Origin of the sequence: Paracoccus denitrificans, assembly GCF_900100045.1 — a bacterium.
GTDB classification, from domain to species: Bacteria; Pseudomonadota; Alphaproteobacteria; order Rhodobacterales; family Rhodobacteraceae; genus Paracoccus; species Paracoccus denitrificans.
The window spans coordinates 99,642-114,793 of the sequence record NZ_FNEA01000013.1 but is presented as its reverse complement, the minus strand read 5'-3'; the positions used below and the strand labels follow the sequence as shown (position 1 = coordinate 114,793).

At 58.9% G+C, this 15,152-nt stretch carries 14 protein-coding genes; 7 read left to right on the top strand and 7 right to left on the bottom strand.

Annotated elements, in window-relative coordinates; genetic code table 11:
• Positions 1–105 precede the first annotated feature (105 nt).
• The 4 genes from BLT64_RS13260 (at position 106) to BLT64_RS13245 (ending at position 3,676) form a co-directional block, all read left to right on the top strand.
• Entirely contained in the window at positions 106–1,260 is a 1,155-nt protein-coding gene (locus tag BLT64_RS13260; RefSeq protein ID WP_011749359.1) for a tyrosine-type recombinase/integrase, read from the top strand.
• A gap of 113 nt (positions 1,261–1,373) precedes the next feature.
• Positions 1,374–1,832: a hypothetical protein gene (locus BLT64_RS13255; RefSeq protein WP_024844882.1), complete on the top strand. Its 459-nt coding sequence runs from the start codon at positions 1,374–1,376 to the stop codon at positions 1,830–1,832.
• Between the two features lie 302 nt (positions 1,833–2,134).
• Positions 2,135–3,028: a helix-turn-helix domain-containing protein gene (locus BLT64_RS26040; RefSeq protein WP_011749357.1), complete on the top strand. Its 894-nt coding sequence runs from the start codon at positions 2,135–2,137 to the stop codon at positions 3,026–3,028.
• Between the two features lie 45 nt (positions 3,029–3,073).
• On the top strand, positions 3,074–3,676 hold the full coding sequence (locus BLT64_RS13245; protein WP_011749356.1) for a hypothetical protein: 603 nt from the start codon (positions 3,074–3,076) through the stop codon (positions 3,674–3,676).
• A gap of 14 nt (positions 3,677–3,690) precedes the next feature.
• Here BLT64_RS13245 and BLT64_RS13240 read toward each other — a convergent pair whose 3' ends face one another.
• The 5 genes from BLT64_RS13240 to BLT64_RS13220 all read right to left on the bottom strand — a co-directional run bounded on the left by BLT64_RS13240 (position 3,691) and on the right by BLT64_RS13220 (position 7,485).
• Positions 3,691–4,746, bottom strand: coding sequence for a transporter substrate-binding domain-containing protein (locus tag BLT64_RS13240; RefSeq protein WP_197025569.1), 1,056 nt, complete (start codon positions 4,744–4,746; stop codon positions 3,691–3,693).
• A 241-nt stretch (positions 4,747–4,987) separates the two neighbouring features.
• Positions 4,988–5,842 (bottom strand): hypothetical protein, encoded by an 855-nt coding sequence (locus BLT64_RS13235; RefSeq protein ID WP_049792383.1) that lies wholly within the window; start codon positions 5,840–5,842, stop codon positions 4,988–4,990.
• 25 nt (positions 5,843–5,867) lie between these two features.
• A complete protein-coding gene (locus tag BLT64_RS13230) occupies positions 5,868–6,275 on the bottom strand; it encodes a lysozyme inhibitor LprI family protein (RefSeq protein WP_011749353.1) in 408 nt (135 codons plus the stop codon).
• 190 nt (positions 6,276–6,465) lie between these two features.
• The gene (locus BLT64_RS13225; RefSeq protein WP_011749352.1) at positions 6,466–6,834 is read right to left on the bottom strand and encodes a hypothetical protein; all 369 of its coding nucleotides are present in this window, start codon (positions 6,832–6,834) and stop codon (positions 6,466–6,468) included.
• 39 nt (positions 6,835–6,873) lie between these two features.
• Complete coding sequence (locus tag BLT64_RS13220; protein ID WP_011749351.1) at positions 6,874–7,485, bottom strand: outer membrane protein; 612 nt, start codon at positions 7,483–7,485, stop codon at positions 6,874–6,876.
• A gap of 329 nt (positions 7,486–7,814) precedes the next feature.
• Between BLT64_RS13220 and BLT64_RS13215 the strand changes: the two genes are divergently transcribed.
• The 3 genes from BLT64_RS13215 (at position 7,815) to BLT64_RS13205 (ending at position 13,207) form a co-directional block, all read left to right on the top strand.
• Positions 7,815–11,309, top strand: a complete 3,495-nt coding sequence (locus BLT64_RS13215) for an autotransporter outer membrane beta-barrel domain-containing protein (RefSeq protein ID WP_011749350.1) — start codon at positions 7,815–7,817, stop codon at positions 11,307–11,309.
• 465 nt (positions 11,310–11,774) lie between these two features.
• Positions 11,775–12,443, top strand: a complete 669-nt coding sequence (locus BLT64_RS13210; protein WP_197025573.1) for a DUF3011 domain-containing protein — start codon at positions 11,775–11,777, stop codon at positions 12,441–12,443.
• 290 nt (positions 12,444–12,733) lie between these two features.
• A complete protein-coding gene (locus BLT64_RS13205) occupies positions 12,734–13,207 on the top strand; it encodes a DUF4357 domain-containing protein (RefSeq protein ID WP_011749348.1) in 474 nt (157 codons plus the stop codon).
• Positions 13,208–13,211: 4 nt separating this feature from the next.
• Here the strand turns inward: BLT64_RS13205 and tnpA are convergent, their stop codons facing one another.
• Complete coding sequence (gene tnpA / locus BLT64_RS13200) at positions 13,212–13,628, bottom strand: IS200/IS605 family transposase (protein ID WP_011749347.1); 417 nt, start codon at positions 13,626–13,628, stop codon at positions 13,212–13,214.
• Between the two features lie 441 nt (positions 13,629–14,069).
• Positions 14,070–15,146: a DUF2793 domain-containing protein gene (locus BLT64_RS13195; protein ID WP_011749346.1), complete on the bottom strand. Its 1,077-nt coding sequence runs from the start codon at positions 15,144–15,146 to the stop codon at positions 14,070–14,072.
• Between the last annotated feature and the right edge of the window lie 6 nt (positions 15,147–15,152).

Sequence of the window (15,152 nt, the reverse complement as noted above, 5' to 3'; positions counted from 1 at the left end):
GGCATTACGTGGATTTTCCTTTTTACACGCAATATCAATGTGTTCGTTGACTAGCCTTCCGCATTGCGCACTGTGGAAGCCAAAGAACCCGGAAGCCGATCTCCCATGCCCAAACTGACAAAGCGCATCGTCGACGCCGCAGAAGCCCAAGCCGCCGAATACTTCGTCTGGGACAACGACATCCCCGGCTTCGGACTTCGGGTGCTGCCAAGCGGGAGAAAAGGCTACGTCGTGCAATACCGCGCGGGCCGCCGGTCGCGGCGGATCAGCCTCGGGCCGGCGACGGTGCTGACCTGCGAGCAGGCGCGTAACCGCGCCATCTCCATCGTCGCCGCAGCGCGCAATGGCGAGGACCCCGCCGCCGAGCGCGATGCAGGGCGCAAGACGATCACCGTGCGCGAACTGGCCGAGCGGTTCGACCGCGAACACATCGCCATCCGCGTGAAGGCCAGCACCGCCGGTGAATATCGCCGCAACCTGCGCCGCTTCATCCTGCCTGCACTTGGACAGCTGACGGTCACGGGGATCACCCGGGCGGATGTGGCGAAGTTCCACCACGACCTGCGCCACATCCCCTATCAGGCGAACCGCTGCCTCGAGGTGGTCTCGAAGATGTTCGGTTACGCCGAGATGTGGGGCCTGCGTCCGGACGGCACCAACCCGCGCAAGCACATCCGCAAGTATCCGGAGGAAAAACGCGAGCGCTTCCTCAGCGCGGCGGAGCTGCGTCGCATCGGCGAGGTGCTGCGCGAGATGGAAACGGAGGGCATCGAGCTGACCTCGGCCATCCTCGCCGCGCGGCTGCTGATCCTGACCGGCTGCCGGTTGAACGAGATCATGACCCTGCAATGGGACCATGTCGATCTGGAGGGCCGCGCCCTGCGCCTGCCCGACAGCAAGACCGGCGCCAAGATCGTTCATCTCGGCCAGCCGGTGGTGGAGCTGCTGCGGGACGCCCCGCGCATCAAGGGCAACCCATGGGTGATCCCCGGCACCCTGCCCGGCAAGCGGCTGAGCGACCTGCAGCCCTTCTGGCAGCGCGTCCGCGCCCGCGCCGGGGTCAAGGACGTCCGCATCCACGACCTGCGCCACACCTTCGCCTCGACGGCCGTCGCCGCCGGTCAGGGCCTGCCGATGATCGGCAAGCTGCTCGGCCACACGCAGGCCCAGACCACCGCCCGCTACGCCCATCTCGCCGCCGAGCCGGTGAAGATGGCCGCCGATGCGGTGGCGCAGAACTTGCGACAATCCTTGGGATAGTTGAGCTCGGGCTCGAAGGATCACGCTATGCGACACAGTCCTGACCGAGGGCGGCGGGATTGATCCGGAGGGGTGATTCCCATCGTCGCGCGACTGACCGGGCCGGCGGGAGCATGGACGCTCGCGCTCGTCTGGACGAACTGAAAGATCCGCGCGCGACGTGCACTGTCTCGTGCTCGTGGTCGTCTCCCGGCGTTTCCGGGCTCCCTTGTTCAGGACCGAGCTCGACGGTCCGGGCAACAGCACGACCGCGACCCGGATCGCGCTGTCTCGCGCATTTCCCGGTCTCGACGCTCCAGCTTCTGGTCACGGATCGCGAGTTCGTCGGGACCGAGTGCGTAAAGTTCCTGAATAATGGCATTATCAAGTTCGCGATCCGCCTGCACGAGGACCGTTTCGCCAAAGGCGAAACCCAGTTCGACCGGGTCACTATCGAGGACGGCTGCGATCTGACGCTCTTCGCCTGGCGCACCACGCTCATGCTGGACCTATCCTGGAAGCAGCATGCCACCTGCCAGGAAAAGGTGTCAGCAATTGGCTTGCTTTTTGCCATTCTCGGCGCCGTGGGGTAGGATGCGAGAATTTCAAGCTTTCGGAGATTTGGCATGACCTGGGTTCGATCCAACCAAGCTGGGCCGTCTGCTCGCCCGACTGACACCGCAAGAGCTTCGACAGGCCGGGAAGGGCGAGGCGCGAGAGCGGGCGAAGGCCACGCGGCGATTTTCGCTGCCCTGCGGCCCATCATGGCTCGCAACGTCGTGCACTGCACGGACGGCCACGCATCATACGAACGGATCGCCAAGTGCGAATGTAGCTACCCAAATGGAACCACCACCGGGATGCCCGGGACGCATCCGAACTGTCTGGATGGAAAATGAAGATTGAGAGCCGGCAAAACTCATCAGATTGCTTGCCTCCCCGAGCGATTGATATTTTTCCCCCGCAATGGGGTCGGAAATATTATAGCCCATACGTTGACCTAATGCTAACACAAACAAGGGAAGGCAAGATAGAGTTTGCCGCCAGCTCGAATTTCATCCTCGTCCTCCTGACGCCGCAGGCACGGAGGAAAACCATGCTGAGCTCATCTCGCCGTCAGGAATATTCCGCATCTCCGGGCACGGTGGAATTGGTGCCAGCCGGAGAAAACTACACAGCAGAATGGTCGGAGCCGAAAGAGAACATACTTCTTTCTGTCACGCCTGAGAAATTGAACAACCTGAGCATCAGGGAATACGATCTTGAATTATCAGATCCCCCATTGTTCAAGGTTGGAGATGTGGATCCAATTGCACACAAAATAGCCATGTTGCTAAGGAATGGAATCATCAATGACGGGGATAATCATCTTTACCTGGAGTCCCTCAGCATGGCATTGCTTTCCCACCTCATCAGACGAATGACCAATGCCGACAACCGAGTGGATCACAACCCGAAGCGAGGCGGACTGGCATCACATATTCGGCGCAGGGTTGTCGAGCATATACACGAAAACATCCATCGCAGGATAACGATCAGTGAACTTTCCGACATATCCGGTATGTCTTGCGGGCATTTTTCGCGTAGTTTCGGCGTGGAGATGGGTGTGTCCCCGCATCAATACGTTATGAAACTGAGGGCCGAGCGTGCAATGTCATCTATTGCCAATACAGATTCGCACATCTCGCAGATAGCGAACGCGCATGGCTTCTCTAGCCAGTCTCACATGATGGTTGTCATGAAGAAATTTTTCGGCACAACACCGGGAGAGTTGAGGCGGAAGCGATAACGACGCCCTGCATATGAGATCATAACTTCATAATTGTGAAATAGCATGAACGACATTCATGGCACGATCAATGGTCCTGAGGTCTTCACTCATGTCCGCATTATTCTTGGTATGGTGTTAGGGCTCAGTGTTAGTCGTTTAATCACGGGGATGACACGTTTCATACAACACCCTGGCCGAGAGAGGATATACCTTCCACACTTCACATGGGCCTTGTTTCTTGTCTTGTTCATCATCCACTTCTGGTGGTTCGAATTCGCGCTCGCTCATCGCCAGGACTGGTCATTCAACATATATATCTTCCTGATATTTTATGCCTTCTTGTTCGTCGCGATGTCGGCCGTCATCTTTCCAGATAAGATGGATGAGTATCTTGGCTTTGAGGACTATTTCAAGAAGCGTCGGCGTAGTTTTTATATCCTGTTGCTGATGTTACTGACAGTTGACGTTGTCGACACCTTGATCAAAGGCGGCGATTATTATTACCACCGATACGGTTGGTATTATCCAATCAGGCAAGCAATCCTGATCGCCGGCACCTTAGCTGCACTGGCATGGAGATCAGACCGCTATCATGCCATTTTCGCCGTATTTGCCATCATATTCGAGGCAATTTGGATTATTAGCCTGTTCGAGACGATTGGCTGATCGTCAGGTGAAGGTCAATTTCTGCTGCCGAAGTACTCCAACCTCAGGTTCCCTAACGTACCGTCTTCCTGAAGGTCCAGAAGCTCCAGTGTAGTCGGTGTCGTCAGGTTGCTTTCATGCGGGAAGGCAAAGCCGTATTTGTCCGGATGAAACAAGTTGCCGACAACCGCCAGGTTATCCTTCTGATGTGTAAGGACATAATGTTCAAGGATGGGCGCGTCTCCCACCACCGCGTCCAGTCGCCCCTCGCGCAGTGCGACAACCGAAGCATCGATATTGACGTATGAACGCGTGGCGATACCCATATCACGCATATATTGCTCAGCAACGCTGCCGGAAAGGACACCAACCGTGTTGCCGGGCAGGTCCGACAGCGCGGAGATGCCTTGGGTCAGTGACACGGTGGTCATGACGCTCGTCACCGAAGAAGTAATATAGGCGATGACCGCGACGCCGACGATAAGCCAGAGAGCCTGCCAGATGCGCCCGACCCAGCCGAACAGGTTCTTGCGCGCAGTTCGTCCCGAGGTGATAATCAACATCACCTGATAGAAACTTTCCGCGATGGATTCACGCCATCGTCTGGGATGATCCGGATCAAATCGCCGATCAAAAAGTGACAGGCCAACAGTAGCGATCAGGATCATTGACAGTAGAAATATGTAGGCGCGGAGGTGGCCGGCATTCTGAAGCCCGTTCAGCATGCCTCGAAACCCGCCCCCCCCCTGACTGGGCACCATGATCCTTAACCCGGCATCATACCACGGCTGGGTGAATGCGATGAGCTCGGCACGTTCACGGGTAATGGTCAGATTGGTAACGGCCGCATCCACCTCGCCACTGGCCGTGGCACGGACCAGTGAGCCGAAGGTTGGATAAGTGGCATAGCGAAAAGCCAGATCCATCCGGTCGGCAACAGTTTCCCAGAGATCGATTGCCATGCCGGAATAGTTGCCATCGTCGTGTTCCTCGACGAAAGGTGGGCTGACATAGACTCCGACCACCAATTCTTCCGGCGGCGCATCCTGCGCGTCGCTGCGCGCCGCAAGTAATGCCAGAAGCAGTGACATGACGACAGGCATCAATATACGCGTCAACCGGCTATCCTCCTCGAGGTCATGAGATCCATCGTGGTCGCCGGGGTCGCTGTGAGCAGTTCCGGGTATCGAAGGACCTGCAAGCAGCCGCCGACAACCATAACTCAGATTTGGTGGTGATCTGTTGGTGGCAGTTCCATTCTGATACGCGTGCGATTGGTTGCGATGAGAAGTCGTGGCCAGAGAAACCGGGGGATTTCCCAAAGCGCGCATGTCATGGCTTCAGCTCGGCATCGACCTCCTCTTCGATCAGCGTGCAGTGCAGCGCGACGGGCATGGACTGAATGACATCGTCAAGTGGGCCGTCAATGAAATCGCAACTTATGAGATTGTCGTCGCCGCTGATGCGAGCAGTGAAAACATTGACATTGACATTAGGTCGGCCCTCTATCCATTCGAGGTCACTTTCGCCAACCTGATTGCCGCTGATCTTAGCGATTCCCGGCGAAGCCGGCACCTGCACGGTCTCCGTGCCAAGGTCAAATCGCCCGACATCATCAGAGAATTCCTTACCTTTTTCAGAAGGATCGCCATAGTAGGAGGCTGATACGACAACCTCCTCATGCAGCGCGGTCAGACGTTCCTCTGCCTTGGTCGAGAAGATCAGATCGACCGTGAAACCGAATGGAGAATCTGCACTATCGTCGAAGCTGACCTGGTCGGCGAAGCAGGTCGCAAGATTATGTGGCGCCCCCAGATCTTCGGCCCATTTTATGACTTGTGGGACTTCGGAAGCTTCGGCAATGCCGCCCCACACATCCTTGAACTGCTTCTTGCCACCAACCTCTTGGAAAAAGAACATTCCCATATCAGCAGTGGGAATGGATGCGTTCACAGCGCTCCAGTGACCGCTTCCCAGGAACGATTCAACCTCGACATCTGAGGGTTTGAAACGCTCGGATGGCTTCAGATCCTTGGAAAAGGCGTCGACGATCAGGTGGGCATATTCTCTGGCGCGCTTATCGGTCAGATTGGTGTCGATACCCGCGCAGGGATCAACCCCCTCAGCCAGGGCAGGTGCGGCGGTTGCGGCAAGGACTATCACGATGCTTGTGAAACAGGCCGTCATTCTCACTGTATACACTCCCAAGCTGTTAATCGGCGAACGGAACGGGACAGGTCATATCGCCCTCTTCGCATTCCAGATACTGTCGCAGTTCATATGCGCGCTTCTGCGTCAGGTCGGCCAGGCACAGATCGTGCGCCATGGGATAGGCGCTGCCACCGGCTGTTGCCGAAGCGGCGAAGGCGCATTCCGCATCGCGAAACGTGATCCAGGCGCGCTGTGAATCGCGCAGAAGATGCCGCGCGTCCACGTCATCAGCCAGTCGCTGTCTGATTTCATGGAAATACTTGTTCAAATCCGCGTCGGATTTCTCATAGGCTTGCGCCGCGCAGCGGTTCATTGAAGCCTGGTCCACCGCCTTATCCATGCACTGATCCGCCTGCGCGGCAGACAGGGATAACGTGCAGAATATCGCTGCCAGGACGATATGTTTCATAGACGTCTCCATATTCTTAGTGACAGCATTCCTCGCATCTCCGGCAAGAGAAATATTAACCCAAGTGATAACCTATAAAACCAGATTAATCGCGATAACGTTAGAGGCTCGCCTCTGCGCAAGCGAGCCTGCGGGTTCTTTGGGGGCCTTCTCCAAGCGGCTTGTCGTGCCTGCCTTGACCGGCTAGGCGTTATGTCCGCTGGAAGACCATTCCGCAATTCTTGGCGGCCGAAACCTGCTCGATCGCCTGCATCTGACCACGCAGTTGTGCAACCTCCGATGTGGTCTGGTCATTCCCGTGAACGAACAGAAGTGCCGGCCAGAACACCACCAGCCCCGCCGCCATAGCAACTTCGTCGCGGGTTTGATGGCGGCGCTGGACATTCGCCGCATCATGCGCGCGATTCGAGACAGTGATAGCCTCGGATGCCAGTTGCTGGCAGGACATGTTCTGATAGGTTGCAGCCGAAGTATAGCCCGCACGAATATTGTCAGGGTTCTCGGCACATGCCGCAAGGGTGCAAGCGACGCCAATAGCGGATAGCATTTTGAGCTTCATCGTGTTTCCTTTCCAAGATGCTCCGCAAGGAGCAAAGTTTCAGAATCGGTAGGACACGCGGAACCGAACGGACCCGCCATCAACTTCCATGTTGTCGGGATCGTTCTTGAAGTCACTGAAACGATAGCCTTCCCAGGACCCGCCGACCAGCCACTTGTCGGATACGGCATAATCGGCGCCGATGCCGAAAACTGCACCGCCGCTTTTTCCATGGGCACGGTCGGCGCCCTCGGTCCGGACATGCGCATAGCCTGCCAAGCCATAGACCAGCCAATTATTATGGGCATACCCCACCTTGGCGCGAACCGTCATCAGACGTTCGACCTGCCAGACATCATTGTCGGCGCTGGAGTGATCGAAGGTAATCTCTCCACCGATGACCATGTTGTTGTGAAGCTGGTGGTTATAGCCGGCATGGATCCCGTAGACGCCGCCGGTCGCGTCATCGACGCCGTCGCGATTTACCGAGAAATCCGAATAGCTCATCTGCATACCGGCATAGAAACCGGTCCAGGTGTTGCTGTGGCTCAGCGCAGGCGCCGCGGGCGCGATCACGGGCGCTTCAATGACCGGAGCCGTATACGAACCAGCATTTGCCGCGCCGCCAATGGCCAGCGCTGCAATCGACATGACACCAAGTCGTTTCATCATTTATTCTCCAAATAGTTAGTATACAGAAACAGGCCGATAGCCCCCCACTCTGCCTTTGTCCGGGCATATTATCCCACAGCATCGAGCCGCAACCTCGAGCACCTGCACAGCCGCCGAATATGTGCGTTCCGTTATAAAATGTGCGAATCATGATAGTCATAGCGGGATGACGACCGCCAGGAATATGTATTGTCTTGCTGGTATGACCGGATCCTGGCTGTGCGGCTGCTGGCGAAGACGATGTTGAACACCGGTGGAAAACCGGGGTGCGACTTCGGGGCGCGTCGCGGCATCCGCGCCGGGTGATTTCGCATAAGGAAAGACGCGACATGGTGACGTGCAATACGATTGGGAATCGCAAGTTCCTGCTCAGACGGCTTGGCGGGTCGACGGCTGGGCTGGCTCTGCTTGTCGGGCTGGGCCTGGCATCATCTCCGGCCTTATCCGATCCAAGGTCAGTCCCACTTGATTACCTGTATGTTAAGGACGACAAGGGGAATGACGAGCTCAGTCGCATCACCATCTGGGTTTCCACAAATGATGGTCAGCGACGGCAGATGCTGTTCGACACCGGTTCGGATAGCGCCAATATGCAGCTCGGTTCCGATGTCAGCGGGGTGAAACCGACACCGGGCACTGAGCCCCGAGGCTATTTCTATGGTGACGGCACCTATGGCTACCTGTTGCAGCAGGTCGATGTAGATGACATCGCCTATCATGCAGCAGACGGCTCCGAGAGCTTTACCCTGCCGGTTGCGGGGCAATCCACCTATCAGGTGGCGCGGATCGTCGATGTCATTTACACGGCCGATTACACGGGGCCGGAAAAGCCGATGCTGAGCGCGGATCCTGTCTATGTCGTTACCAACGAGGATGGGTCGAAGACAGCCTATTATGCCGACCTCAATGCCCGCAAGCAGATGGCACAGGACAAGCCCATTGACGATGGCGGAACCCTTTGGGGAACCTTCGGTGCCGGCGACTACCTGGGCCGCGAATGGGCAAGCACATCGGGGCTGATCGGGCGGGCGACGAAGACGGGCTATGTCATTGCCGCCAACGGCAATACCGAGTCGGGCAAGCAGGGTCTTACACCGGGTTGTTCCCCCTGCCTGATCGTGGATGTGAATTCTGCGGTTCGTGCACAGTTCACCTCGGTCATGCCCTGGGGCGACAAGAATGGCGACGACGCCAAGGGTACCTTGCCTAACTTCCCCGGATCTGGCGCACCTGCCTCTGCCGAGTTCGAGGGGAATTACACCCTGGCATTCGGTGACGATGATGCCGCCCCCAGCCTCACCAAGGTTGCCACGTTGCTGGACACCGGAACACCAGGCGGTGGGCAGATCACCATCAGCACGGCGCGTCTGAATGCCCTTGTCGCGTCCGGGGTCAGGGTCGACATCGACAAGGATGGCAACAAGACGATCCCTTCGCTGAATCTTGTGGCGGGGGAGGGTATGCCGGTCGGTCTTTCCAACATTGATGTCGTCGAGATCGAGGGGAACGCAGACACGCCGGTGCAGTTCATAGCTGGTATGGACTTCTTTGTGAGCCAGTCGGTCATGTATGACCTGGAAAACCAGTCCACCGCCTATACGCCATATTTTGTCAGCGCCAACAATTTCACCACGGATACCCCTGCTGTGGACGAAATCGGGCTGTCGCGGGTAACGGCAGAGATGGGCAGCCCGTTTCCCATGAAGGATGATGACGGGACCGAATACACCGTTGGCTATTTCGGCGCGGCCGGGGTGATCTCGGGCGCTGGCGATCTGACGGTGGCAAAACACGCCCAGTTGCGGCTTTCCAATGCCAACACCTATACCGGTCAGACCGTGATTGAGACGGATGGCAAGCTCGAACTGGCCGGCATCGGCAGCATCGAAACCTCGTCGCGGGTGGTGGCGGATGGCACGCTGGACATCGGCGACAAGGGTAATCGCATCGCATTCTGGGGGGTGTCAGATGCGTATAATGATGCGCGGATTCGCAGCCTGTCCGGCTCTGGCACGGTGCTGCTTTACGACCGCAATCTGGTGCTGACGGCGGCGCAGGACAGTTTCAGAGGGACGATCACCGACCTTGACGCGGAAAACACGCATCACGGCGGCGGCCTGATCGTTCAGGGTGGCGTGCAGACGCTGGCCGGCAACAATCAGTATACCGGTGCGACCAGGATCAATACCGGTGCAGGATTGGTCCTGACCTCGAAAGGGTCGCTTGCCAGTAAGGTTCTTGTTTCCGGCGGTTTTGCCAATGACGGCACCGTGAATGATCATACGACCGTGCAGAATGGCGGCACGGCAGGCGGCACGGGCACCTTCCACGGCTTGACGGTAGCCGATGGCGGCGCGGTAGCCACAGGCGGCGCGGTACCGTTGAAGGTTGAAGGAAGCTTTACCCAGCAGGCAGGCTCGACCCTCGTATTCGGTCCGGTGGCTGGGGGTGCCCAACCCGGTATCGCTGTCTCGGATCAGGCGTTGATCGAAAATGGCGCAAGCGTAACACTTGACCGCGCCACGGCTGGGCGACTGTCGCTGGGACGCGAGTATCTGTTGCTGGACGCAACTGGCGGCGTCTCTGGTGGTTATAACATGCTGGCGGGGGATCTGGTGACGGATGCACCGTTCCTCAGCTTTGCGCTGAACAATTCTCCTGCCAATGTTGTGCTGGAGGTGAGGCGTTCGGATATCGCCTTCGCCGATGTGGCACAAAGCGCGAACCAGGCTTCTTCGGCTTTCGGGCTGGAGTCACTGGGCAGCGGCAACCCGCTTTATGATGAGGCACTTTATCTAGGTGCCTCTGAGGCGGCGAGCGCCTTCGACTCGGTCTCGGGCGAGATCCATGCATCAATGCAGGGGGCGTTGATCGACGAAAGCCACTTTCTGCGCGATGCGGTAAACGGACGTCTGCGCGCAGCATTCGGGACGGTCGGCGCCTCGAAGAGTGGCGTAATGGCCTTGACCGCCGACGGGGCGGTCGATGCCGTCGCCACGATTGATGGGCCGGTCTATTGGGGCCATGCCTTTGGCGCCCGGGGTCGGACAGATGGCGATGGCAATGCTGCGCAGCTTGACCGCAGAACCCACGGCCTTGTCCTTGGCTATGATGCGCCAGTCGAGGATTGGCGGCTGGGCGGCGTGCTGGCGATGAGCGACAGCTCGTATGACGTGGATGATCGAGTTTCCTCAGGATCAGGAAACGGGATCCATCTCGGGGCCTATGCCGGCACGGAATGGGGGCAGACTGCCCTGCGTGCCGGGTTGACCTATTCGGATTACCGCTTGAAGACAGATCGCCACGCCGCCATCGGTGAAATGGCCGCGCCGCTCTCGTCGAAATATAATGGGCATGTCTGGCAAGCGTTTGCGGAGGTCGGCCACCGTGTCGATCACGGCAACATGGCACTGGAGCCCTATGCCGGGCTGGCCCATGTCCGGTTGCGCACAGACAGCTTCGCCGAACGTGGCGGCAGCATGGCGCTTGGGGGTGCAGAAGGGGTGATGAACACGACCTTCACCATGATCGGGTTGCGCGCGGCTACGACGATCAGATCTGCTGAGCATGACCTCGCGGTCAGCGGCGGAATCGGCTGGCGCCATGCCTTCGGTGACGTTGACCCGGAACTGGCAATGGCCTTTGCCGGGGGCGCAAACTTCGACATCGCCGGCGCGGCAATTGCCCGCAACGCGGCTGTGCTGGACCTGGGCGTCGACATGAACCTTGGAAAGAAGGCAATCATGCGACTGGACTATCAGGGCCAGCTTGCCTCGGACGCGCGCGAGCACCGCCTTGGCGCCACCTTCAGTATGCGTTTCTAGAGACGGGAACATCCGAAGGACCGGAATGAGACGCTAACCCAGATGACGCGATAAGACCAGCCAGCGTCATCCTGCTTTCACACGAATACCACCTCAGGAGAACATCAATGCGGACCGGACTTCTTATTGTGCTTTTGGCAATCGCCCCTCTGGCGGCCTGTGACGAATCCAGTGGCTATGACGATTATGATGGCTGTCACGGCGTCGGCTGCTTGGTCGATAACCCCGATGATCCAGACAATTGGCCGATCTGCTCGGACGGGGCGCAGCGCCAAGACTGCCGAAACGCGCCCCTCGGTTACTGAACAGTCGCTTCCAATGCCTCCTCCGCCGATGGTTGGGGGAGGCACGACATGCGGGTGATTTCAGGTTTCCACTGAAGGTGCCACGCGGGGGCGCGGTCAGCAAAGCAGGAAACGATCAGGTGCATGATGGTGCCAGAGCTTCGATCCTGACGATAAGGACATGGAAATGCTACGGAAAAAATCAGCTTCTCTTGTGCGGCGCGATCTGATTGCCCGCTACGCCATTTTTGCGCTGTTGGGGGCGGGGATAAACATCGCCGCAGCCGCTCCAGTGATGGCCGAGGCCACGGTAGAGTGTCATTCGAGGAATCATAAATATGATGAATGCTGGGCTGGACCGCTGAAGAAGCCGCAACTCATCCATCAAATATCGAACGCTTCGTGCATTCTGAACAAGACTTGGGGTTACAATCCAAAAAGCCAATACATCTGGGTTGCCCAAGGCTGCGCCGGCGTCTTTGCCGATGTCGCCGGCTATCATCATGGCCGTGGTGGTGGTCACGATGCAAATGCTCGTGCTTATGACGATCACGGCCATGACGTCGGTGCTGTCGTCGGCGCCGCCGTTATCGGCGCTCTTGTCGGCAGCATGACCAGCGATGAGCACAACCACCGAGGTCACGCCCACACGACCACCAACAACTATTACCAGGTCAATGATTACAGCGGCTGTCACGGGATCGGTTGTTATGTCGACAATCCGGACGCGGACGATGAAATCGACCCCAGGCCGCAATTTGATGCGCAGGGAGAGCCAAACTTTGATGAGGACGGCAACTATCAAGGCTGTCATGGCATGGGTTGCCTGGTCGACGATCCGGACGAATAATACGACAAATGCGCCATCCTGCCTCCCCGACGAAGCGGACGGCAAGCTCCGTGTCGGTAAGCGGATCCTTGCACAGAACCGACGCCACAATCGGACTCAGCCCGATAGCAGCGGTGTGCCGTTCAGGGCGATGGTAGATCAGCAAGGACGAGAACCTGACGAAAAGCCATGCGCGCTATGTCGAGGCCTGCCTGATCCGCAGCACAGGCAGCAATCCACGCTGGTCGCATCCGAACAGCAAGCTTCCCGCCGGGGATGCTGGCAAACTGCCACTTCCCGACCGGGCGGCAATGGACGAATTCGTGGATCAGACCAAAACGCTGGTCGGCGCATTGGGCTGGGATCTGTTTCGAGAGATGAGGGGGCGCATCGCCGACCTGGCGACTATCGCTCCCTCCGTTCCTGCGCTCAGCCCTTCCCCCGGCCTGCTGTTCTTTTTCCGCGGTGCGGGCTTCGCCGCCGAGATGGAGCTCGGGGCCTCCGGTGATTTCGTTGTTCTTGCGGGTTCCCGAGCGCGGGTCGATACAGCCGCCACGATTCCGCGCGGAACCAGTGCCCTGCGCAAGACGCTGCTCGACTCGGGCGTGTTGAAGCAGGAAGAGGATTTCCTCGACTTTACCAGCGATTACAGCTTTTCTTCCGCGTCAGCGGCGGCAGCTGCCATATGTGGAAGCAGCGTGAACGGGCGAAACTCTTGGAAGCTTCCAGATGGCAGGACCTTGCTGATTGGGAGGCGGACCAAGGCGAGGTACCAGAAGCACTGAACGACTACCGGCTGGCGCCGGTAGGATCAGCGATGTGATTTTCGAGGTACTGAAGTACGATGTCTTCGGTGATGGCGCCGTTGGTGGTTGAAAAATAGCCCCTACCCCAGAACCGGCAGCCCCAGTAGCGCTTGCGGATCTGCGGAAATTCCCGCTGCACCCGATAAGACGAACGGCCCTTCATCTTGCGCACCAGATCCGAGATGGCGAGCCTGGGCGGCACCGACACGAACATGTGGACGTGGTCGCTCGACAGCACCCCGCGCAAGATGTCGACCCCGTTCTCGCGGCACACCTGGCGGCAGATGTCGCGCACCCTGAGCCGCAGCGGCCCGATCCGCACCTTGTAGCGATACTTCGTCGACCAGACGATGTGATAGCGATGATAGAAAACGCAGTGCTTGCCGGTGTCATAGTGCATGATCCTATCCTCCCGAAATGAGCCCTTGCCCCGGCTGCGGCTCATTTCGGGAGGATAGGATCATAAGCCGATTCTTCGCGCTGAAGCAGGTCCGACTGGAAGTCGGAGGGTTGTACCCAGACGTGGATACTCAACAGTTCCATAAACTCAGAGAGCACAGGGGCCGATCAATGATATCGGCTTTCTTGCTCTCCTCGTGAATTCACTTTGCTTGGCCACAGAGTCCGAGATCCCCGGCATAGGCAGCCGGGCACAATTGTGCCCGTTTCGACGCGGGACAGACGCGGCATCCCGTGCGATCATCCGCCTGCAGCGAATCCCTGCCGCTTTTTGAAACCGTGAATCCGTGAACCGGGCCGGGCGTGACGCTGCGGTCGAGGCGCCTCATGTCTCCTGCGGAAAGATCCTCGGCCCGTCTTTCACCTATCCCCCTCCCGCCGCTCAGCCGATCTTCGCGCCCCAAAAGCTCGTGTGATCGGCAGCGAAATACCCGTCCGCCGCGCGGAAGGTGCCCTGCAGTTCGACCGTGTCGCCTTGCGCGAGCGGGACCATGGTCTGCAGCCAGAGCGCCGTCGCCTCGGAGGCGTGCGCCCCGGAAACCTCGCCCCGCGATCCCCAGATCTCCGTCGAGCCGTTCAGCACCAGCCGCCCGCGCATGCGCGCATTGGTGCTGGCGTTGACCTTGTAGAGCAGCGTGGCGCCGAAGAGGTAGGTGCCTGCGGCGGGCGCAACGAAATGGTTGTTGCCGGCGTCGAACGCGCTCTGGTCGTTATAGTCGGTGTTGTTGATGCCGATCTTCGTCCAGGTGTCGACGGCGACATAGTTGTCGTAGTTGGTATGGCCCTTGAAGCGCGGCAGCCGGGGCTGGTCGACGATGCCGGTCGCGTTGTCGACGATCAGCCCATCGAAGAAGGTGCTGCCGTCGGCGGAGACCGCGAGCCGGAACCTGTCCGAACCGAACAGGCCCATCAGCGCCTTGGTGACATAGCCGGTCTGGAAGGTAAGCCCGAGGTCGCGACCGGCGGCTTCCTTGTTCATGGTGTAGAAGAGATCGCCCGTGCCGCCTTCCGCGACAGTCTTCGCGGTCCAGAGCGCGGCGTTGAGCTTGGCCGAGAACGGATTGGCCGGGTCGGCCGTGGTGCCCAGCCCCAGCAACGCAAGGTTCTGCAGCGCAGCGGGAGTGGTCCCGACCCAGCCTGCGCCGTCGTAGACCAGCAGCAGCCCCTCGTCCTCGACCCACGCCCGCCAGCCGGTCCGTGGCGGAAGGCGAAGCCAGGCCCCGTCGGTCCAGAGCGCGACGTTCAGGTCCCAGCCTGTCCACGCCCCGATGGCGCCCGACGCCACAATGTAGCGGTCACCGTCGGCGGGGCTGCCGGGAGGCGCGGTCAGATCCCGGTCTAGAACCGAGAGCTGCACGAGCCCGTCGAGCAGCCGCAGCGCCTCGTTGTGGGTGACATGCTTCTGGGCCTGCGCCGCCAGAATGTAGGGCAGCAGGAGATGGGTGGTGGCGTCGGACATGGGATG